Source organism: Burkholderia sp. AU30198 (genome assembly GCF_020419825.1).
GTDB lineage: Bacteria > Pseudomonadota > Gammaproteobacteria > Burkholderiales > Burkholderiaceae > Burkholderia.
Genome location: NZ_JAIZSA010000020.1, coordinates 1 through 19,387, shown reverse-complemented (window position 1 = coordinate 19,387; position 19,387 = coordinate 1). Strand labels below are relative to the sequence as shown.

The window sequence follows — 19,387 nt, the reverse complement described above, 5'->3', positions numbered from 1 at the left end:
ACCCGGACGAAGAGCGGCATGCCGCTCGCTCGATACCGTCGGTGTCATGCACGAAACGCCGCACATGTCGCGCGGCACCGGCATGAAACAAGGAGACGAACGATGTTGACCCACTTGGAGCGGCTGGAGGCCGAAAGCATCCACATCATGCGCGAGGTGGTCGCCGAGAGCGAGAACCCGGTGATGCTGTATTCGATCGGCAAGGACAGCTCGGTCATGCTGCATCTCGCGATGAAGGCGTTCTACCCGGCGAAGCCGCCCTTTCCGCTGCTGCACGTCGATACGACCTGGAAATTCCGCGAGATGATCGCGTTTCGCGACGAGACGGCCGCACGCCTCGGCCTCGATCTGCGCGTGCACATCAACCCCGACGGCATCGCGAACGACATCAATCCGTTCGCACACGGCTCGGCCGTGCACACCGACGTGTGGAAGACGCAGGGGCTCAAGCAGGCGCTCGATCACTACGGCTTCGACGCCGCGTTCGGCGGCGCCCGCCGCGACGAGGAAAAGTCGCGCGCGAAGGAGCGCATCGTGTCGCTGCGTTCGGAACAGCACCGCTGGGACCCGAAGCGCCAGCGCCCCGAGCTCTGGTCGCTGTACAACGCACGCAAGCGCAAGGGCGAAAGCCTGCGCGTGTTCCCGATCTCGAACTGGACCGAGCTCGACATCTGGCAATACATCCAGCTTCACGAGATCCCGATCGTGCCGCTCTACTTCGCGAAGGAACGGCCCGTGGTCGAACGCGACGGCGCGCTGATCATGGTCGACGACGAACGCCTGCCGCTGCGCGAAGGCGAAGTGCCGCAGATGCGCAAGGTACGGTTCCGCACACTCGGCTGCTATCCGCTGACGGGCGCGATCGACAGCGACGCGACGTCGCTCGACGACATCCTGCAGGAGATGCGCGAGACGCGCACGTCCGAACGGCAAGGACGACTGATCGACAGCGATTCGGCCGGTTCGATGGAAAAGAAGAAACAGGAGGGATATTTCTGATGGCACACGTTCTCACCGCGCCCGACACGCTCGCGCGCCCCCATTCCGCCGCGCTCGCCGACGACGATGCGCAAACCCAGGATCTGCTGCGCTTCATCACGTGCGGCAGCGTCGACGACGGCAAGAGCACACTGATCGGTCGCCTGCTCTACGAATCGAACATGCTGTTCGACGACCAGTTGACCCAGCTCGAAGTCGATTCGAAGAAGGTCGGCACGCAGGGCGGCGAACTCGATTTCGCGCTGCTCGTCGACGGCCTGTCGGCCGAACGCGAGCAAGGGATCACGATCGACGTCGCGTACCGCTTCTTCGCGACCGCGCGACGCAAGTTCATCGTCGCCGACACGCCCGGCCACGAGCAGTACACGCGCAACATGATCACCGGCGCGTCGACCGCCGATCTCGCGGTAATCCTGATCGACGCGCGCAAGGGCGTGCTCACGCAGACGCGCCGCCATAGCCACCTCGTCGCGCTGATCGGCATCAAGCGCGTGGTGCTCGCGATCAACAAGATGGACCTGGTCGACTACGACCGCGCCGTGTTCGAGCGCATCGACGCCGACTACCGCGCGTTCGCGGCCGAACTCGGGCTGGCGGAAATCGTCAGCATCCCGATGTCGGCGCTGCGCGGCGACAACGTGATCGCGCCGAGCGCGCGGATGCCGTGGTACGCGGGCCCGACGCTGATGCAGCATCTCGACACGCTGCCGCTCGCCGCGCGCGTGACGCGCGACGAACCGTTCCGGCTGCCGGTACAGTGGGTCAACCGCCCGCACCTGAATTTCCGCGGCTACGCGGGCAGCATCGCGTCGGGCGAGATCCGTGTCGGCGAACGTGTGCGCGTGCTGCCGTCCGGCAAGGAGAGCCGCGTCGCGTCGGTGATCACGCAAGGTGGCGAAAGCGACGTCGCGCGCGCCGGCGACGCGGTGACGCTCACGCTCGCCGACGAGATCGACATCAGCCGCGGCGACATGATCGCGCGCGCGGATGCGCCGCCCGAGGTAGCCGACCAGTTCGAGGCGACGCTCGTGTGGATGCACGACGAGCCGCTGCTGCCCGGCCGCCCGTATCTCGTGAAGCTCGGCACGCAGACGGTCGGCGCGACCTGCGCGACGCCAAAGTACAAGATCGACGTGAACACGCGCGAGCATCTCGCGGCGCGCACGCTCGCGCTCAACGAGATCGGCGTGTGCAACCTGAGCTTCGACCGCCCCGTCGCGTTCGATCCGTACGACCGCAACCGCCACACGGGCGGCTTCATCGTGATCGACCGCTTCACCAACGATACGGTCGGCGCCGGGATGCTGCACTTCGCGCTGCGCCGCGCGCACAACGTGCACTGGCAGGCTGTCGACGTCGACCGCGCCGCGCGCGCCGCGCAGAAGGCGCAGACGCCGCGCATCGTGTGGCTGACAGGGCTGTCGGGCGCCGGCAAGTCGACGATCGCGAACCTCGTCGAGAAGCGGCTGCACGCGCTCGGCAAGCACACGTACCTGCTCGACGGCGACAACGTGCGGCACGGGCTCAATCGCGATCTCGGCTTCACCGAGGCCGATCGCGTGGAGAACATCCGGCGCGTCGCAGAAGTCGCGCGGCTGATGCTCGACGCTGGGCTCATCACGCTCGTGTCGTTCATCTCGCCGTTCCGCGCGGAACGCGACATGGCGCGTGCGATGGTCGGCCCCGACGAGTTCGTCGAGGTGTTCGTCGACACGCCGCTCGCGGTCGCCGAGGAGCGCGATCCGAAGGGGCTGTACAGGAAGGCGCGGCGCGGCGAGCTGAAGCACTTCACGGGCATCGATTCGCCGTACGAACCGCCCGCGCAGCCCGAACTGCGCGTCGATACGGTGGCCGAGTCGCCGGAAGAAGCGGCCGACCGCATCGTCGCGTACCTGCTGCGCGAGCGCGCGGCGTAAGCACCGCAAGCGGGCAGCCCGGCGGTTGCCCGCCTGCCCGCGTCGCCTACTCCGTTCGGGTGACGCGGGCGGCCAGCCGGCCGGTATGCTGGTCCGGGAATCCTTCATCCCGATCAGGAGAACACGAGCATGCCCATCGCGCTGGCGCCCGGCGATCCGGCCGCACACGACGGTTTCGACGACGCGGCGTGGACGGCGCGCGAACTCAGCGCGTGGCTCGGGCTCGTCTATCAGGGCCCGTCGGAGCCGACCCCGTGGGCCGGCTTCCTCGAAGCGGTCCGCGCGCGGCTCGACGCGAGTTTCACGACCCTGGTGCTGCGCAATCCGGGCAGCGCACGGCACGGGCTCATCATCAATGCGTCGGCGCAGGGCCCGCTGCTGCCCGGCGAGCCGTCGTACAGCGAGCAGTTCTACGCGCTGTGTCCGTTTCTCGACCAGCCGCCCGGCCAGGTCTTCACGGCCGACCGGCTGTTCGGCGAAACCGCGTGGCGCGCGCACGATTTCTACCGGCAGTACCTGCAGCCGCTCGACCTGCGCTACATCCTCGGCGCGAACCTGCGCGGCGAACGCGGCGTCGAATGCGCGTTCTTCGTGAGCCGCGCGCACGGCGGCCGAGATTTCGACGCGGCCGAGCGCGCGCAGGTCGCGACGCTGCTGCCGCACCTGCAGCGGGCAGTCGAACTGCACGCGGCGTTCGACGTGCTCGATGCCGAACGCGCGCTGTACGCGGGCACCGTCGACCGGCTCGATGTCGGCACTGCGATCGTCGACGAGGACGGCCGCGTGATCAAGCGCAACCGCATCGCCGAGCGGCTGATCGAGCAGCAGGACGGGCTGTGCATGCGCCAGGAGCGGCTCCATGCATCGTGCCCGCTCGACGAGCGGCGGCTGCAGAAGGCGCTGCAGGCCGCGCTCGAGCATTTCCACGCGGGCGCGCTCGCGCGCATCGAGGCCACCACGCTGTCGCGCCCCGGCGGCGCAATGCCGTTGAGCGTGCTGCTGCGCCCGCTCGCGCCCTACCGCGGCGCCGAGGACCGCCAGCACCGGCCGGCCGTCGCGGTGTTCGTCCGTGATCCGGCATCGTCGCCGCAGACGTCCCGCGACATGCTGCACCGGCTGTTCCGGCTCACGCCGATGGAAACCGAAATCGCGCTGCTGCTCGTCGACGGGCTGACGCTCGACGAAGCGGCCGCCGCGACGGGCACCACGAAGAACACCGCCCGCGCACACCTGCGCGGCATTTTCGCGAAAACGGGCGCGACGCGGCAGGCCGTGCTCGTGAAGACGCTGCTCAACAGCGTCGTGTCGATGGCGTAACGGCCGCGAGGGCCGCGATGGCGGGCGCCGGGCAGGCTGCCCGGTCGATGCACCACGTGCACGGGTCGCGACCGGGTATCCGGCGATTGGCGCAAACTCATTTCACGTCATACGTCATCAGACATGACACAATAATCGACCGATCTCATGAAATTCCCCAATATCTAGGCATTTTTCGGGTAAACCCGCGACGTCTTCATCGTGTCTCAGGCGTACCATGTCATACGACGACATACTACACCGACCGCCACCCAGACGCGGACGTGGGCCACCACCCCGTCCGTCGCCGCCCGACCGGAGACACGCTTGAACCCGCCCTCGCCCGCCCTGCCCGGACGCGACCCGCTCGCGTCCGCCGTCTCGAAAGTGAAGTGGCATGTGCTGCCGCTCGTGCTGATCATGTTCATCGCGAATTACATCGACCGCGTGAACGTCGGCTTCGTCGATCGTCACCTCGAGGCGTCGATCGGCATCGGCGCGGCCGCGTACGGCCTTGGCGCCGGGCTGTTCTTCGTCGGCTACGCGCTGTTCGAAGTGCCGTCGAACCTGCTGATGCAGCGCTACGGCGCACGCGTGTGGCTGGCGCGGATCATGGCGACATGGGGCATCGTCGCGGCCGCGATGGCGTTCGTGTGGAACGACACGTCGTTCTACGCATTGCGCTTCCTGCTCGGCGTCGCCGAGGCCGGCTTCTTCCCCGGCGTCGTGCTGTACCTGTCGCAATGGCTGCCGCCGCAGGAACGCGGCAAGGCGATGGCGATCTTTCTCGGCGGCTCCGCATTCGCGTCGGTGCTGTCCGGGCCCGTCACCGGCGCACTGCTGTCGATCCGCGGTTTCGGCCTCGAAGGCTGGCAATGGATGTTCCTGATCGAAGGATTGTTCTCGGTCGCGCTGTGCGGCGCGAGCTGGCTGCTGCTGAAATCGCATATCCGCGACGCCACTTGGCTCACGGCCGAAGAGCGCACGGCGCTGCAGAACGCGCTCGACGAGGAGCGCGCGACACGCGACGTCCGCTCGAACGTACCGGTGCGCGCCACCGCGCTGCTGCGCGATCCGCAGATCATGCTGTTCTGCTTCCTGTATTTCTCGATCCAGCTGACGATCTACGCGGCCACGTTCTGGCTGCCGACGATCATCCGCAAGATGGGCGGCCTCACCGATTTCCAGGTCGGCCTGTACAACACGATTCCGTGGATGATCGCGATCGGCGCGATGTACGGCTTCGCGGTGCTGTCGTCGAAGTGGAAGCATCCGCAGCGCTGGCTTGCGTGCGCGCTCGTGCTCGCCGCATGCGGGCTGTTCGCGTCGACCTCGCACGATCCGGTATGGTCGTTCGCGTCGATCTGCTTCGCCGCGCTCGGCTTCAAGGCCGCGTCGTCGCTGTTCTGGCCGATCCCGCAGGGCTATCTCGACACGCGCGTGGCCGCGGCCGTGATCGCACTGATCAACTCGGTCGGCAACCTCGGCGGCTTCGTTGCACCGACGGCCTTCGGCTATCTGAAGCAACATACGGGGTCGATCACGGGCGGGCTGTATGCGCTCGCGATCGCATCGCTCGTCGCCGCGGTCGCCGCGCTGTTCGCGCGCACGCACCGGCGCAGCGATCCGCCGCGCGGCCTGCCGGCCGACGACTCCTTCACGAACGCTTCGATGCTCCGCCATGCCGAACACTGACCGCCTGACCGTCGTCGTCTCGAATGCCGCAGACGGCGATCTCGCCACGTTCTCCCTCGCCGGCGACGGCACGCTCGCGCCGCTCGCCCGCTATCACGCAGCCGACGTCGCGATGCCGATCGCCGTGCAGGCCGACCGCGCGCGGCTTTACGTCGCGACGCGCGGCGAACAGCCGACGATCGTCGCGTTCCGCGTCGTACCGGCCACCGGTGCGCTCGTGCGCATCGGCGCGACCGCGATTGACGCGAGCCACGCGTACCTGTCGCTCGACCGCAGCGGCCGCTGGCTGCTCGGCGCGTCGTATGGCGGGAATTCGCTGAGCCTCTACGACGCCGCGCGCGTGCGCGACGGCGACGGCACGCCGCTGCAGGTCGCCGGCGGCATCGCGAACGCGCACTCGGTAATCGTGTCGCCGGACAACCGTTTCGCGTACGTCAGTTCGCTCGGCTCGGATCGCGTGTTCAGCTTTGCGCTCGTCGAGGACGCGGCCGGCCTGCGCGCGCTCGAACACGGCGAAACGCGCGTGCCGGCCGGGTTCGGCCCGCGTCACCTGCAGTTCGCGGATGACGGCCGTGCGCTCGTCGTCGTCAGCGAATTCCAGGCCACGCTCGCGACGTTCGCGCGCGATCCCGACACCGGCCGGCTCAGCGACGCACACGTGAGCGCACGCCATCCGGCCGTCGCCGAACTCGCGCAAGGTCATGCACGGCCGCCCGCGCCCGTCGAGCCATCAGTCTGGGCCGCCGACCTGCACCTGACGCCCGACGAGCGTTTCGCCTATGTCAGCGAACGCACGTCGAGCCGCCTGCTCTGCTATCGCCGCACCGAAGACGGCACGTTCGAACCCGCGCACGCGACCGCCACCGAGACGCAGCCGCGCGGGTTCGCGATCGACCCGTCGGGGCGCTGGCTCGTCGCCTGCGGCGAACAGTCGGAATACGTGTCGGTGTACGCGATCGCGCCGGACGACGGCGCGCTGTCGCCGCGCGCGCGCGTGGCCGGCGGGCGCGGTGCGAACTGGGTCGCGATCGTCTGAAGCAGTGACACGCGGCGCATGCCTCGGCAGGCCCGTGCATGCCCGCGTTCAGCGCCGCTCGCTCGGCGCGACGCCCGTCCAGCGCTTGAACGCGCGCGTGAAATTGGCGCGATCCGTATAGCCGACACGCGCGGCGATCTCGTCGACCGGCAGCCGTGTCCCCTCGAGCAGCCGCAGCGCGTCGCGCAGCCGGATCTCGTCGAGCAGCGCCGAGTAGGTCGCGCCATACTCGGCGAGCTTGCGCTTGAGCGTACGCGCCGACACATGCAGTTCGCGCGCGACGTCGTCGACCGACGGATAGCCGCCCTCGCCGCAGATCAGCAGGTTGCGCACGCGCTCGACGATGCTTTCCGCATAGCCGAGCCGCGCAAGTTCGGCCTCGCACTGCTGCACGATCATCTGCGCGGTATGCGCGTTCGCGGTGCCGATCGGTTCGTCCAGCAGCGCGGCATCGCAGCGGATACGGTTCGTGCTCGCGTCGAAATGGCAGCGCGGCAGCCGCGCGCGATAACGCTCGAACCACGGCGGTTCGGGCCATTCGAAATGGAGTTCGGCACGCGACTGCAGCGTGCGCCCCGGCACCGGATACAGCAGCGAATTGAACAGGATCGCCGTCTCTACCAGGAAGTTCTCGACCGCGAACTGACGCAGCCGGCCGAGCGGAAACGCTTCGAGCACGTCGATGTCGACGATTCCGTCGAGCTGCGCGAGCCGCACCGAGAAGAACGGCACGCGTGTCGGCAGGTAGCGGATGCCGAGCGAAATCGCCTCGCCGAGCGTCGCGCAGCTCATCAGCCCGAAGCCGATCAGTCCCGCTTTCGTCAGGCTGCTGCGCAGGCCGATCTCGATCGCGATCGACGGGTCGTCCGTCGCGTCGAGCAGGTTGAATACGATCGCCGCCTGTTGCAGCGGCGTGATACGCGCATCGGGCTGCGCGAGCCGGTCGCGCTCGACGCCCGAGCCGGCCAGAATGCGGCCGCCGTCGATGCCGCGCTCCTCTGCCAGCATCAGCATGAACAGCGCATACGCGGACGACACCGTCGCCTTGTTCAGCTGGCGCGCGGCATCCGGGACGGACAGGACCATGCGGCGGACTCCGGAGCGGTTTCGGCGGATTGTAGCGTTGCTGGCCCGCAATGACACCGGGGCGGGACTCTAGCCTCGCCGGCCGGCCATCGTGGCCCGAAATGACACCGCCATTGGCACCGGCGGCCCTCGCGTGCGGTCCGGCGCGCGCCTATGCTTGTCACATCGGCATTGCGCCCCACCCTTTCCGCAGGAATCCCGGTCGATGAGCCAACCCGCACGAACCGCCTTTCGCAACGACGCGGACAAGGTCGCGTACGTCCGCCGCGAGGTCAACGCCGCGAGCGACGCAATCCGCGCGCGCATTCCGCTGCTCGACAACCAGAACCTCGTCGGCGCGACCGTGATGGCCGTCTCGGTGAGCGCGATGCTCGCGATCGCCTGGCTGTATGCGCGCGGCGCGATCGCATGGTACGTCGCGCTGCCGCTCGCCGCGTTCGTCACGTCGCTGATCCACGAGCTCGAGCACGACCTGATCCACCTGATGTACTTCAAGAAGACGCCGTGGGCCTATCACCTGATGATGGCGCTGTGCTGGCTCACGCGGCCCGGCACGATCAACCCGTGGACGCGGCGGCGCATGCACCTGCATCATCACAAGGTGTCGGGCGGCGAATCGGATCTCGAGGAATTCGGCATCACCAACGGCGAGCGCTGGGGCGTGAAGCGCCTGCTGATGATCGCGGACGGCATGCTCGCCGTCGTGCTGCGGCCGGCCGCGATGCGCCGCAAGGTGAAGCAGTATGTGGCCGCGCAGCCGGTGCAGGATCCGTCCGAGCGCCTGCAGTTGCGCGTTGAGCAGGTGTCGTCGTACATGCCGGTCGGTCACGTGTACTACGTGCTGTGGCACGCGTTCATCGTCTATCACGTCGGCCTGTTCGCACTGCATGCGTTCGGCTACCCGGTGACGGTGCCGGCCCTCGTCGAGCGCGCGATGAGCGTCGTCGATTTCCTGGCCGTGGTGTGGCTCGGGCCGAACTTCGTGCGCAGCTTCTGCATCAACTTCGTCAGCTCGAACATGCACTACTTCGGCGACATCGATTCGCGCAACGTGATCCAGCAGACCCAGGTGCTCAACCCGTGGTGGATGCTGCCGTTCCAGCTGTTCTGCTTCAATTTCGGCAGCACGCACGCGATCCATCACTTCGTGGTGCGCGACCCGTTCTATATCCGCCAGCTGACCGCGCGCACCGCGCATGCGGCACTGCGTGAAGTCGGCGTGCGCTTCAACGACGTCGGCACGTTCGCGCGGGCGAATCGCTGGGGCGTGTATCGCCCGTCGCGCGGCACGCGCCACGCGCAGGCCGACGCGTAACGCCGGCCTCCGGCGCCCGCCGACTCAGCCGCGTAGTCAGCCGCTCACTCAGCCGCCGATCGGCGGCATCGGCCCTTGCCCGCGGATCCACGACCAGTTCGCGAGCTCGGCCATTTCCTTGTCGCCACGGCTGTCGCCGTAAGCGAACAGTTGCTTCGGCGGCCGGTTGCCCCACCACCCGCGCAGCCGCACGACCTTCTGCGGCCCCCAGCAGTTTTCGCCGTCGAGCCGCCCGGCGAAGGTGCCTCGCTCGAACGCCAGCCGCGTCGCGAGTACCGCGTCGAAGCCGGCCGTCTTCGCCCACTTCTCCAGATACAGCGACGGCGACGCGCTCACCAGCACGACCTCGTGCCCGCGTGCGCGATGCTCGCGAATGCGGTCGAGCATTTCCGGACGCACGAGGCGCGGCAGATAGCTGTCGACGAACGTGCGCGCCTGCGCATCGAGCGCGTCCTCGCGCACCGGTCCGAACGCGAACGACGCGAACTTCGCCTTCGCGTCGCCGCGCGACAGCAGCCCGGCCTTCATCGCGACGATCCACGGCAGCGCACGCAATCCGGCCCACGCGAAGCGCGGCGTGCCGACCGCATAACGGACGAAATGGCGAAAGCTGTCGGTCGTGGTGATGGTGCCGTCGAAATCGAATGCGGCAACGATGCGGTCAGTCATGGAGAATCGGCGGGAAAGCAATGAGATGCCCGGGAAGATAGCAGACTCGCGCCAGTGCACGTGAAATGGCGTGACGCGGCGTGGCCTGCGCAGCGAATGCGCGCACCGCAGCGCGCGCATTCGTGCCCGCCGAGCCGTGCGCTCAGCGCTGCGGCCGTGCCGCCAATGCCGCTGGCAGCACGACGTTCATCAGATGATCGGCGCGCGACAGCAGATCGGTCACGCGCTCGTCGAGCCCGCGCAATTGCGCGGGTTGCATGCGGATCTGCTGCACCGACTGCCCGACGATGTTGCGGCGGTCGAACAGCGTGCGCTCGACACCCGCATCGTCCGGTGCGCGCACGACGTCCGACACCGCGCTCAGCGCCGCGAGCACGACCACGAGGTTCTCTTCCGCATGGCAGACCTTCGCGGCGAGCTCCTCGGTGCGGCGCGGGAAGAAGCCGAGCGACTGCTTGAGCGCCCCGATCGCCGCACGGTAGTCGACATGGCCCGACGCTGCCGCACCGAACCAGCGTTCGAACATGCCGGCCTTGCGCGTCGCCTGCGCGAGCATGCCGGCCATCATGTCGGCCGCGCCGAGTTCGTTGAATTCGCGCGTCGTTGCCGCGACGGCTTCGACGAGATTGCCCGCCGTCTCCAGCGCACCGTCGCCGATCGTCGCGACCATCGCAAGCTTGAGCGGTACCAGTTGCCGGATGTGTCGCTCGATGCGCGGCGCGTAGTCGGGGTAGAGATTCGGGAAGCTGGCCTGCGCGGCGCGGAAGCACGCTTCGAGCTGCAGATGGTTCGATTCGCCGAACACCGCACGACCGACCGCCTCGGCCGGCGCCGTGCGCACGGCCTTACCGGACGCGGGCGCCGGCCCGAAGTCGAGCACCTGCGGCGCCGGCCGCTCGGGCGCACGCGCAACCGGCGTCGCGGCCGCGGGTGGCGCGTCGAACGCAAGACGCCCGGGCGTGCGCTCGGGCGTCGTATCGAACTCGAGCCGTTGCGGCTCGTCAGACGGATTCGTCATCGCTGCTTCCTGCCCGGCGCGGCGGTATCCCGCCGGCCGGGCTGCTGCCAGTCAGACCGCGCCGCCGTACGCGCGCACGAAGTCGCCCAGGCCACGGTTGTAGCCGGCGCCGACCGCCTTGAACATGAAGTGGCCGTCACGGCGATAGAAGCTGCCGACCTGCACCGACGTCTCCATCGAGAAGTCTTCCTCGAGCGCGTACTTCGCGATCACCGCGCCCGACACCTCGTCGGCGATCTGAATGTAGCTGTTGCGCACCTGGCCGAAATTCTGGCGGCGCGCTTCGGCCTGGTCGATCGTCACGACCACCGAGATTTCCTCGATGTCCGCGGCAAGCTTCGTCATGTCGATGAAGATCACCTCGTCGTCGCCATCGCCGCTGCCCGTGCGGTTGTCGCCGCTATGCACGACGCCCAGGCACTTCGACGCGGGCATCCCGCGCTTCGGGAAATCGTCGCCCGGCTGGATGAAGGTGTCCTTGCGCTCCATCGTGCGCACTTCGCTGTTGTAGAACACGAAGTGCTGATCCGAGATCAGCTTCGGATTGCTCTGCGCGTCGTACTTGCACAGGAACACCGACACGTCGAGATCGAAATCCGTCCCCGTGTCCGTCGCGTTCGCATCCCAACCGAGACCGATGCGGAACTTCTGCGTGCCGGGCGCTTCCTTCGACAGGTTGACGCGACCGCCTTTCGACAAATTGATCATCTGAACCTCTTCTGCTGGAACCGCCGTTGCGCCGGCGGCAATGCCGGGCCGCCCTGCGCGGCCCCTCGTTGATGGTTTTCGACCCGCGCGTGTCGCGTGGTCACTCGCCCGCCACGGCGGTCCGGTCTTCCTTGCGCTGCACGACGATCGACGACCACACGGCCGCCGCGATCATCGCCGCGCCGACCAGGCCGGTGATGACCTCGGGCACCTCGAACTTCACGCCGAGGAACATGATCGTTGCGAGCGCACCGATCGCCCAGAACGCGCCGTGCTCGAGATAGCGGTACTGCGCGAGCGTGCCCTTCTTCAGCAGCACGAGCGTCATCTCCCGGATATAGGCCGCGCCGACGCCGAGGCCCAGCGCGATCAGGAAGATGTTGTTCGACAGTGCGAACGCGCCGATCACGCCGTCGAAGCTGAACGACGAATCGAGCACTTCGAGATACATGAAACCCGCGACGCCTTCCCGCACCACGCGCGTGCCCGTCTCCTCGCCGCCGATCAGGTCGCCGATGCCGTGCGCGATCACGAAGCTGATCACGCCGAACGCACCCGCGAGCAGGAAGCCCACCTGCTCGGCTGCCGGCACGTAGAGCGACGCGACGATGATGATCGCGAGCGTCAGCGCCACTTCCAGCGCCGTGATGCGGCCGAGATGGCTCATCGGGCCTTCGAGGAAGCCGATCCAGTGCTCGTCCTTCTCGGTGTCGAGCATGAACTTGAAGAACACCATCAGCAGGAATGCGCCGCCGAATGCGGATACCTGGTGATGCGCGGACGTGAGGATCGCCGCGTACTTCTCCGGCGACTCGATCGCGAGCGTCAGCGCGTCCCACATGCCGATGTGGCCGATCACCGCGACGATCAGCAGCGGGAACACGAGGCGCATGCCGAACACGGCGACCGGCAGGCCGAACACCATGAAGCGGTTGCGCCACTTCTCCGACCAGTTCTTGAGCACCGATGCGTTGACGACCGCGTTGTCGAGCGACAGCGAGATTTCGAGCACCGACAGGACCGCGACGATCAGCATGTCCTTCACGCCGCCGAGGAGATAGGCCGCAACCAGCGCCAGCACCGTAAGCGACAGCGGGATCTTGAAGTCTTTCAACATGATGGGGGTATTCGAGTTCTGGATAAAAGGCGTGCGGGCCGCGCTTACTTCGCGCGCACCCAGTCGCAGAATTCCTGCGTGATCAGTTGTTCGTAGATCTGCTCGTCGCTGACGTCGAGCGATTCGAGATGCAGGAAGCCGACGTTCGGCATCTCGTCCGCGACTTCCGCGAGGAAGCCGAATTCGCTCGGATCGCCGACACCGACGAGCGACCAGTACAGCGGGTAGTGCTGCGACTCGGCCAGCAGCTGGCGCACGCGCTTGCGGTCGTTCTTCGGGTTCTGGCCGTCGGTGACGAACAGCACCCATGCGGGCAGATGACCGTTCACCGGTGCGGACACGGCCGGTGCGGGCGTGTCGTCCGCACCGCCGAACAGCCGGCTCAGGAAGCCCCGCTTCTCTTCGCGCTTCGGCGACGGCTCCGGCGCGCGGAAGAAGAAATCGACGATGTCATTCATCACCGGCGCGTACTGCGTGCCGCCCCACTTGTCGATCCGCGCTTCGAGCACGTAATCGGAGATGTACGAGCCGTAGTTGTCCGGCGTCGCGGTCGGCAGGCGATCGTAGCCTTCGGTGAAGGTCCACGTGTCGACTTCGCCGTTGTCGTCGAACTTCAGTGCGATGCCGAGAATCCGGTCGTGCGTGTCCTGGATCACGCCCGACTGGTACAGCGGCTTCGCGGAGCCGGAGATGTCGAGCGCCGCGCCGACGCGCACGACGGGCGGCTTCAGGATCTGGCGTTTTTCGAGGACGATCGCGACCTTCGCCGCGCGTTTCTCAAGCGTAATCATGCGGTGTTCTCTCAGTTCTCTCAGTTGTGCTTCGGAGCGAATCGGGTGATCAGGTCCTGTTCGAGCTGGCGCAAGCGCGGCGCGTCCTGCTCGCGCTGGCGCTTGCCGTCGGCGATGATCTGCGTGACGTCGTCGAACGCGCCGAACAGCTGCTGCTGCGCGTATTCGAACGTGTCGGTCGAGATCACCGGGCGCTGGCCGAGCTTCGCAACTTCCTGCGCGTTCTGGCGGTTCAGGTCGGCCTGCGCGCGGATCGCCTCGTCGGCCGCGTCATACGTCGCGTTCGCGAGCGCCGCCGCGCGCTTCGTGCTGAGCTGCTCGAGGTAGAGCGCGAATGCGTTGGTCCAAGCGGGGATCAGCACGGTCTTGATCGTCATGAACTTCGACGTCAGCGTGCGCTTCTGGTCCTGCTCCATCCGGATCTGCGGCGCGAGCTGCTTCGACATCAGCATCGCGCGGTCGAGGTCGTCGAGCTTGCTTTCGAGCGCGTCGACCTTGCGCTTCACGTCGAGCAGGCGTTGTGCGGCGAACGCGTCGTCCGCCGGCTGCTGGCCGGCCGCGAGATGCGCGCGCAGCGTTGCGAGCGCCGTTTCGCCATGCGCCTTCGACTGCGCGAGCTCCTGGTGCAGCGCGTAGTTGTCGTTGTACATCCGCTCGAGTTCGTCGATGCCGGCCTTCTGGCGCTGCGCATGGTTCTCGAGCTCGACGACGAGCGTGTCCATCCGCTTGCTCACCGACTCGTATTGCGACAGCAGCTTCTCCTTGGTCGAGCGGAACAGCCGCGTGACCTGCGTGAGCAGCCCGCCCTTGTCGGCGCCGCGCGGGTCGAGCCCCTTCGCGGTCGCGATCAGTTCGTTGAGCTTGTCGCCGAACTGGTCGGCATCCGACGCGCGGACACTCGCGAGAATCTGCTGGGAGAAGGCGGCGATCCGCGTGCCCTGCGTCGCGCCGAGCTGGTCGATCTCGTCGACGGTGATCAGGCGGACGTTCTCCACCGGGCGTGCTGCCGGCACGGCAACGGCGGCGGCGACAGCGGCAACAGGCACTGCGACGGGTGACGAAGACGGGGTGGAAGGACGATCGCTGACCGCATCGGAGTTCTTGTCATCGAATAGCGGCTTCATGTGGCTACCACGTTTCCTTTTCTGCTTTCTGCTGCGTGTTGTCATGCGCGCGAGGCGCGCATCCGCGATTGCCGTCGTGCTCTCTCACGGTCGGCAGACGGACAATAAATGGCTCGAGCGCCTTGCGTCAAGGGAAGGAATTCTTTCAATTACCATTCATTTTGTAATGTGGCAGGTGGATGCGATGCCCGCCCGTCGCCGTTCCTGCCGCGATGCGCGTTGGTTGCGCAAGATTTGGACACCGCCAAACTTACACGTCTGATCAATGCGAAAGAGAAATGAAACCGGCTGTTTTAGCGGGTGTCGAGCGGTGCGCATGCGCGGACGAGACGTCCGCGAGCGCCGATTCCGCGTTAGCGTTCCTGCACGCGACTCATGCCGAGCCGAGGCACGATGAACGGCACGGATCGGTCACGAATCGTGAAATCCCAGCGTCCGTCGATCCCCATGAACGTCGCGCTGAAATGCCGGTCGTCGGTCCACGTGATGTCGTCCAGATGGCACGACGCATACATCGCGCCGACCGTGCGCTGCGCGAGCGCCTTGAATGGATCCTTCGACACGAGCGTGAACGTGACGGCCTCCTCGAACGGGCAGTCGTAGTCAGTGACGAGCAGATACGCGTCCGGCGTCTCGAACTGGCGGAGCAGCACATAGCCGGAAACGGTGAGGCCGGAACGTGCGCCGTTCACGCGCACCTGGGTGCGCGACGGCCACGTTTCGTACGGACCGTCGTGCGTTTCGAGCGTGAAGCGCTCGATCGGCTTCATCGCCGGGCCGCTCGGCGGGGGGCGTGTTCCCGATGCATCGCCGCGTCAGTTCGCAGCCTTGCGATACAGCGCGACGTACCCCGCGAGCATCAGCAGCAGCGACCCGCTGACGCGGTTCAGCCACTTCTCCCCGGCCGCCTTCCACACGCGCACCGAATGCACGCCGAGCAGTGCGTAGCCGGTCATCCCGGCGACGTCGATCGCGACGATCGTCGCCGCGAGGATCGCGTACTGCGGCGCGATCGCGTGCGACCGGTCGACGAACTGCGGCAGCAGCGCGGACATGAACAGGTAGTACTTCGGGTTGCTCATCGCGACGAAGAAGCTTTTCAGGAACGCGGTCCGGCGATCGGGCGTCGCGTGCTCGAGCGCCTGCGCGGCAGCAGGGCCGCCGGCAGACAGCAGCATCCGCACGCCGACATAGGCCAGCCACGCGGCGCCGGCCAGCTTCAGCGTGACAAATGCCGTTTCCGACGCGTCGAGCAGCATCCCGAGACCCAGCCCGACCAGCGCGACCATCACGACGTCGGCCGTGACGGCGCCGAGCATGCCGACCATCGCGTGACGCAATCCGTACCGCGAGCCGTTGCTCATCGCGAGCAACACCGTCGGGCCGGGCGTCGCGACGCCGACGGACAGGATCAGGGCAAAGGCGAGCAAGGCGGACGGCGACATGGCGTGGCGTTTCCTTTGAACGAAGGGCTGGAAAATGCAGGCGGACGGGGCATGATCGCACGATCGCGCGACCGCACGCTCGACGGTTGTCTGGCGGGCCGCCGACCTCGCAACCCGTCCGATTTGCATGGATCGTCGGACGGAGTGGCGGACTGCCGCCAGAGTTTGCTATACTCTCGGTCTTCCGGAGAGATGGATGAGTGGTTTAAGTCGCACGCCTGGAAAGCGTGTATAGGTTAATCGCCTATCGGGGGTTCGAATCCCCCTCTCTCCGCCAGAATTCAATGCCCGCGCCAGCGGGCATTTTCGTTTCCGGAGAGAAGCAAGCCGACAGTTCGGCTTGCGCGGGGGATTCGAAGGGATTCGCTTGCAAGCGAATCCGCGGCCCGCGCTCGTGTGGGCGAATCCCCCTCTCTCCGCCAGAATGCATGAAGCCCCTTGATCCCCTGGATCAAGGGGCTTTTCTTTTTACCTTGCCGCCACGCCCCGCCTCCGCCCGCGCCTCCCGCGTCACGGATGCCGTATGTAATCCACCAGCGCCAGTGTATATTCATCCGGCTTTCGATCAAACAGACTCACCACGATCGCCACCGCAAACCCCGCCGGCACCCCGAAGACCCCCGAACTGATCGGCTCGATCCCGAACCACGTGCGCCCCGCGAACCCCGTCAGCTGCGTGAAGTACGGATAGGTCGACACGATGTAGTACACGCACACCGCCAACCCCGTCACCATCCCCGCGATCGCACCGCGCGTCGTCGTGCGCTTCCAGAACACACCGAGCACGAGTACCGGAAAGAAACTCGAGGCCGCCAGCGAGAACGCGGCGCCGACCAGAAACAGGATCTTCCCCGTATTGAGCGACGCGACATACGACGCGAACAGCGCGACGCCGAGCAGCAGCACCTTCGAGATCGTCACGCGCCGCTGGCTCGACGCGTCGGGCGCGACCATGCAGTAATAGACGTCATGCGACAGCGCGTTCGCGATCGTCAGCAGCAGCCCGTCCGCGGTCGACAGCGCCGCGGCCAGCGCACCGGCCGCGATCAGCCCCGACACGACATACGGCAGCCCGGCGATCTCCGGCGCGGCCAGCACGACCATGTCCGGCTGCATCTGGATTTCCGACCAGTGCACGATGCCGTCGCGAATCACCTCGACGACACTGATCAGGTCGGGTTCGAAGTGATGCCATTGCGTGACCCACGCCGGCAATTCGGCGAACGGCCGCCCGACGAGGTTCGAGAGGATCTCGTACTTGATCAGCACCGCGAGCACCGGCACGCTCAGGTAGAACAGCGCGATGAAGAACAAGGTCCACCCGACCGAACGCCGTGCCGACGCAACCGACGTGGTCGTGTTGTAGCGCGTCAGGATGTGCGGCAGGCTCGCGGTGCCGAGCGACAGGCACAGCAGCAGCGCGAGGAAATTCCGCTCGCGCGGCTTGCGTTCGTCGTCGCTCGCGGCGGGAAACGGCTCGTGCATCGGCACGGGCGGCTCGGCCCGGGCCAGCAGGTCGTCACGCGCCTGCGTCCACGCGACGCGCGCCGCCGCCGGATCGCGCGGGAAGTCGGCCAGCTCGCGCTCGCGCTGGCTGATCTCGCGCAGCGGCCCGTTGTGGCGCCGCAGGTCGGCAAGCTGGTCGGCGAGGTGCCGGCGTGCGTCCGCATAGGATGCCGGCAGCCGGTCGAGCCGCGTCTGGATATCCGCGGCTTGCCGGCGATACGCGTCGCGCACCTGCTGTTCGTCGGACGCATCGCGCACCTGCGCCTCGCGCGCCGCGACCCGCTCCATCAGCTTGCCGTAATTGAACTGCGGCACGGGGCCGAGCCCGTTCTTCATTGCGATCAGCGACACCGGAATCAGGATCGCGCTGATCAGGATGATGTACTGCGCGACCTGCGTCCACGTGACCGCGCGCATCCCGCCGAGAAACGAGCACACGAGAATGCCCGCGAGCCCGCAGAAAATTCCGATCGCGAAATCGACGCCGATGAAGCGTGTCGCGATCAGGCCGATCCCCTGGATCTGCGCGACCAGGTACACGAACGAACACAGGATCGCGGCGCCGGCCGCCAGCGCGCGCACGGCCGTACTCGAAAAGCGCGTCCCGAGAAAATCGGGAATCGTGTAGCGCGCCAGCTTGCGCACATAAGGCGCGAGCAGGAACGCGACGAGGCAGAACCCGCCCGTCCAGCCCATCACGTACGCGAGCGCGTCGTAGCCGGTGGCATAGAGCGATCCGGCCAGGCCGATGAACGACGCGGCCGACAGCCAGTCGGCCGCCGTCGCCATCCCGTTGAACGCGGACGGCACGCGCCGCCCGGCCACGTAGTACTCGACGAGATCGGACGTGCGCGACAGCAGCCCGATCACCGCATACACGGCGATCGGCACGAACAGGAACACATAGCCGATCCAGACGCCGGAGCCGGTGGCGCGCTCGATCCGCCACATCAGCAGCACGAACCCGAGAAACCCCAGCGTGTAGAGCGCATACGCGCGAATCAGTCGATGCGTCAGCATGAGTCAGCGCCCGCCGCGTGCGTTGCCGGCCAGCGCCGCATGGTCGTCGTATGCACGGCGCAGCGTCCGGTCCGCGCGTTGCATCAGCCCGATGTAGACGACGATCAGCACGAGATACACGAGAATCGCGCCCTGCGCGCCGACATAGAACGGCAGGCTGAACCCGGCGAAGCGGATACCCGCGAGCGCGGGTGCGAAGAACGGCACGATGAACGACACCGAAAAGCCGATCACCATCAGCACCGCGATCAGCGCGACGTTGAAGCGCCAGTAGCGCGCATGGGCACGCGCGAGCGGTTCGGGAACGGGCGGTGGCGCGGCAGGCGCGGAACGGGTCGGAGCGGTCATGCCGTTATGTAACAAAAAGCCCCTGCGCGGGCAATCGGGATTGCCGCGCAGGGGCTCGTGCGCGTGATGCGCAACCGGTACGATCAGCGCACTTCGGTGAGCTGTTCGAGGATGGCCGGATTCTCGAGCGTGGACGTGTCCTGGGTGATCGCTTCGCCCTTCGCGAGCGAGCGCAGCAGGCGCCGCATGATCTTGCCCGAGCGCGTCTTCGGCAGGTTGTCGCCGAAGCGGATGTCCTTCGGCTTCGCGATCGGCCCGATCTGCTTGCCGACCCAGTCGCGCAGCGTCTTCGCCAGCG

18 protein-coding genes and 1 tRNA gene are annotated in these 19,387 nt (G+C 67.1%); 7 read left to right on the top strand and 12 right to left on the bottom strand.

What is annotated here, in order from left to right:
• Positions 1–18: 18 nt before the first annotated feature.
• The 5 genes from cysD (at position 19) to LGN19_RS32515 (ending at position 6,942) form a co-directional block, all read left to right on the top strand.
• Positions 19–999: a sulfate adenylyltransferase subunit CysD gene (gene cysD / locus LGN19_RS32535; protein WP_226219362.1), complete on the top strand. Its 981-nt coding sequence runs from the start codon at positions 19–21 to the stop codon at positions 997–999.
• Positions 999–2,915, top strand: a complete 1,917-nt coding sequence (gene cysN, locus LGN19_RS32530; protein ID WP_226219360.1) for a sulfate adenylyltransferase subunit CysN — start codon at positions 999–1,001, stop codon at positions 2,913–2,915. Before cysD ends, cysN begins: the two co-directional genes overlap by 1 nt.
• Positions 2,916–3,044: 129 nt before the next feature.
• Positions 3,045–4,232: a helix-turn-helix transcriptional regulator gene (locus tag LGN19_RS32525; RefSeq protein ID WP_226219359.1), complete on the top strand. Its 1,188-nt coding sequence runs from the start codon at positions 3,045–3,047 to the stop codon at positions 4,230–4,232.
• Between the two features lie 306 nt (positions 4,233–4,538).
• Positions 4,539–5,906, top strand: coding sequence for an MFS transporter (locus LGN19_RS32520; RefSeq protein WP_226219357.1), 1,368 nt, complete (start codon positions 4,539–4,541; stop codon positions 5,904–5,906).
• Positions 5,893–6,942 (top strand): lactonase family protein, encoded by a 1,050-nt coding sequence (locus LGN19_RS32515; RefSeq protein WP_226219355.1) that lies wholly within the window; start codon positions 5,893–5,895, stop codon positions 6,940–6,942. Before LGN19_RS32520 ends, LGN19_RS32515 begins: the two co-directional genes overlap by 14 nt.
• 48 nt (positions 6,943–6,990) lie before the next feature.
• Here LGN19_RS32515 and LGN19_RS32510 read toward each other — a convergent pair whose 3' ends face one another.
• Positions 6,991–8,028, bottom strand: a complete 1,038-nt coding sequence (locus LGN19_RS32510) for an AraC family transcriptional regulator (RefSeq protein ID WP_226219353.1) — start codon at positions 8,026–8,028, stop codon at positions 6,991–6,993.
• A gap of 205 nt (positions 8,029–8,233) precedes the next feature.
• Between LGN19_RS32510 and LGN19_RS32505 the strand changes: the two genes are divergently transcribed.
• On the top strand, positions 8,234–9,343 hold the full coding sequence (locus LGN19_RS32505; RefSeq protein WP_226219351.1) for a fatty acid desaturase: 1,110 nt from the start codon (positions 8,234–8,236) through the stop codon (positions 9,341–9,343).
• A 48-nt stretch (positions 9,344–9,391) separates the two neighbouring features.
• Here LGN19_RS32505 and LGN19_RS32500 read toward each other — a convergent pair whose 3' ends face one another.
• The 8 genes from LGN19_RS32500 to LGN19_RS32465 form a co-directional block, all read right to left on the bottom strand.
• Positions 9,392–10,012: an HAD family hydrolase gene (locus LGN19_RS32500; RefSeq protein ID WP_122945852.1), complete on the bottom strand. Its 621-nt coding sequence runs from the start codon at positions 10,010–10,012 to the stop codon at positions 9,392–9,394.
• A gap of 142 nt (positions 10,013–10,154) precedes the next feature.
• Positions 10,155–11,030, bottom strand: coding sequence for a hypothetical protein (locus LGN19_RS32495; protein WP_226219349.1), 876 nt, complete (start codon positions 11,028–11,030; stop codon positions 10,155–10,157).
• 51 nt (positions 11,031–11,081) lie between these two features.
• On the bottom strand, positions 11,082–11,738 hold the full coding sequence (locus tag LGN19_RS32490; protein ID WP_089425818.1) for a TerD family protein: 657 nt from the start codon (positions 11,736–11,738) through the stop codon (positions 11,082–11,084).
• A gap of 100 nt (positions 11,739–11,838) precedes the next feature.
• Positions 11,839–12,855 (bottom strand): DUF475 domain-containing protein, encoded by a 1,017-nt coding sequence (locus LGN19_RS32485; RefSeq protein ID WP_122945855.1) that lies wholly within the window; start codon positions 12,853–12,855, stop codon positions 11,839–11,841.
• 44 nt (positions 12,856–12,899) lie between these two features.
• Positions 12,900–13,646 (bottom strand): VWA domain-containing protein, encoded by a 747-nt coding sequence (locus LGN19_RS32480; RefSeq protein ID WP_226219347.1) that lies wholly within the window; start codon positions 13,644–13,646, stop codon positions 12,900–12,902.
• A 20-nt stretch (positions 13,647–13,666) separates the two neighbouring features.
• The gene (locus tag LGN19_RS32475; protein WP_122945857.1) at positions 13,667–14,770 is read right to left on the bottom strand and encodes a toxic anion resistance protein; all 1,104 of its coding nucleotides are present in this window, start codon (positions 14,768–14,770) and stop codon (positions 13,667–13,669) included.
• Between the two features lie 353 nt (positions 14,771–15,123).
• The gene (locus tag LGN19_RS32470; RefSeq protein ID WP_175222686.1) at positions 15,124–15,540 is read right to left on the bottom strand and encodes a hypothetical protein; all 417 of its coding nucleotides are present in this window, start codon (positions 15,538–15,540) and stop codon (positions 15,124–15,126) included.
• Between the two features lie 45 nt (positions 15,541–15,585).
• A complete protein-coding gene (locus tag LGN19_RS32465) occupies positions 15,586–16,215 on the bottom strand; it encodes a LysE family translocator (RefSeq protein WP_175222687.1) in 630 nt (209 codons plus the stop codon).
• 186 nt (positions 16,216–16,401) lie between these two features.
• Here LGN19_RS32465 and LGN19_RS32460 point away from each other — a divergent pair.
• Positions 16,402–16,492 (top strand) — tRNA-Ser (locus tag LGN19_RS32460).
• 233 nt (positions 16,493–16,725) lie between these two features.
• Here the strand turns inward: LGN19_RS32460 and LGN19_RS32455 are convergent.
• The 3 genes from LGN19_RS32455 to LGN19_RS32445 form a co-directional block, all read right to left on the bottom strand.
• Positions 16,726–18,741 (bottom strand): sodium:solute symporter family protein, encoded by a 2,016-nt coding sequence (locus LGN19_RS32455; protein ID WP_122945860.1) that lies wholly within the window; start codon positions 18,739–18,741, stop codon positions 16,726–16,728.
• Positions 18,742–18,744: 3 nt separating this feature from the next.
• On the bottom strand, positions 18,745–19,089 hold the full coding sequence (locus tag LGN19_RS32450; RefSeq protein ID WP_122945861.1) for a DUF4212 domain-containing protein: 345 nt from the start codon (positions 19,087–19,089) through the stop codon (positions 18,745–18,747).
• Positions 19,090–19,172: 83 nt separating this feature from the next.
• Positions 19,173–19,387 (bottom strand): AMP-binding enzyme (locus LGN19_RS32445; protein ID WP_413227259.1); only part of this gene is annotated, 215 nt, incomplete at its 5' end.